2 protein-coding genes are annotated in these 2,104 nt (G+C 72.0%); both read left to right on the top strand.

Translation table 11 applies throughout. The annotated features are described in order from the left end of the window. Positions 1 to 514: alpha-glucosidase C-terminal domain-containing protein (locus AOK08_RS34650; protein ID WP_241827215.1), on the top strand; the 514-nt coding region annotated here is incomplete at its 5' end. A gap of 112 nt (positions 515 to 626) precedes the next feature. Then, on the top strand, positions 627 to 2,093 hold the full coding sequence (locus tag AOK08_RS34645; RefSeq protein WP_055533398.1) for a maltokinase N-terminal cap-like domain-containing protein: 1,467 nt from the start codon (positions 627 to 629) through the stop codon (positions 2,091 to 2,093). The last annotated feature ends 11 nt before the right edge of the window (positions 2,094 to 2,104 follow it).

Raw genomic sequence — 2,104 nt, 5'->3', positions numbered from 1 at the left:
GTGGACCCCCGACCGCAACGCGGGCTTCTCCTCCTGCGACCCCGGGCGACTGGTCCTGCCCACGATCATGGACCCGGTCCACGGCTACCAGGTCACCAACGTCGAAGCGTCCATGTCGTCCCCGTCCTCGCTCCTGCACTGGACGAGGCGCATGATCGAGATCCGCAAGCAGAACCCGGCGTTCGGCCTCGGCTCCTACACCGAGCTCCCCTCCACCAACCCCGCCGTCATCGCCTTCCTCCGCGAACACAAGGACGACCTCGTCCTGTGCGTCCACAACTTCTCCCGCTTCGCCCAGCCCACCGAACTCGACCTGCGGTCGTTCAGTGGCACGCACCCGGTCGAGCTGATCGGCGGGGTCCGCTTCCCGGCCATCGGAGAACTCCCCTACCTCCTCACCCTCGCCGGCCACGGCTTCTACTGGTTCCGGCTGCGGAAGGAATCGGGGGAATCGGGGGAGCTGAAGGACTCGATGGAGCCGAGGGAGCCAAGGGAGTCGAGGGGCACCGCGTAGTACCCGGTGTAGTACTCGGTCGTATGTGCCGATCCCAGGCGGGCCGGTTTCTCCCGTCCCGCCCGGGGCACGCATCAGTCACACCCCGCCCCCGGGGAAAGGACGCGACGCCATGTCGGAAGCCATCACCCGCTCCGCCGCGACAGGTCCCGGCCTCCTCACGTCCCTGGAACCGCTGCTGCGCGAGTGGCTGCCGAGACAGCGCTGGTTCGCCGGCAAGGGACGTCCGGTCACCGACTTCTCCCTGGTGGCAGCCACCGAACTACTCCCTGCCACGACACAGCTGGGCCTGTACCACCTCCTCGTACGCGCCCATCAGCCCGCGTTGCAGGGCCCCGGAGACTGCTACCAGCTCCTCATAGGCGCGCGCGAGGCGCTCCCGCCCCGGCTGGCGCCCGCGCTGATAGGACACGTCGACCGGGGCCCGCTGACCGGACGGACGGTTTACGACGCCCTGTACGACGCCCGGCCGGCCGAGGTGCTCCTGGAGGCCATGCGGACCCGGGCCCGGATCGGCGCGCTGCGCTTCGACAGGCGCGAGGACCCAGACGGGGGCGAGGGAGAGAGGGAGGACGGGGGCGAGAGGGAGGAAGAGGGCGAGATACCGGCGGGGCTGGTGGCCCGGGTGATGACCGCCGAGCAGTCCAACTCGTCGATCGTCTACGGCGATACGTTCATCCTGAAGCTGCTCCGCCGGGTCCTTCCGGGCGTCAACCCCGACCTGGAACTGCCGCTGGCGCTGGCCCGCGAGGGCTGCCCCCGGGTACCGGCCCCGGTGGCCTGGATCCACACCGACCCCCTCACCGACCCCCTCGGGCCGCCCGGCCCCGACGCGGAGACGAGCCCCGAAGACGGTTACGTACTGGGAGTCCTCCAGCCCTTCGTGCGGGGCGCCACCGACGGCTGGGAGCTGGCGTTGCGCGAGCTGGCCAAGGGGGAGGACTTCAGCGCGGAGGCACGGGCACTCGGGCGGGCCACCGCCGAGGTGCACCTGGCCCTCGCCCGCGCCCTGCCCACGGTGACCCTGGGCCACGCGCGGCTGCGCCCGCTGATCGACGGCATGATCGCCCGCCTGGACGAGGCGGTCCGCACGGTGCCAGCCCTCCATCTGTACGCGCCCGGCCTGCGCTCGGCATACGAGGCGCTGGCCGACCTCGCCGCCGAGGGCCAGACCTGGACGGCCCAGCGCATCCACGGCGACCTGCACCTCGGGCAGTGCCTGCGGGCGCCGTCCGGGGAGTGGTCGCTGATCGACTTCGAGGGCGAGCCGTCGAAACCACTGGCGGAACGGCGCCTGCCGCAGCCCCCGGCCCGGGACATCGCGGGCATGCTCCGCTCCTTCGACTACGCGGCCCACTCGCTCCACCCCCGGCTGCCCGGCTGGGCGGCGCGGTGCCGGGCCGCGTACTGCGCCGGATACGCGGAAACGGCAGGCCGGGACCCACGTACCGATCCGGTGCTCCTGCGGGCGTACGAAACGGACAAGGCGGTGTACGAGGTGGTGTACGAGGCCCGGCACCGCCCGGACTGGCTCCCGGTACCGATGTCGGCGGTCCGCCGCCTGGCCGCACCGGGCTGACCCCCACGCAA

The organism is Streptomyces graminilatus (assembly GCF_001418565.1).
GTDB lineage: Bacteria > Actinomycetota > Actinomycetes > Streptomycetales > Streptomycetaceae > Streptomyces > Streptomyces graminilatus.
Note: the sequence above shows the minus strand (reverse complement) of the source record. Positions and strands in the feature narration are given on the sequence as shown.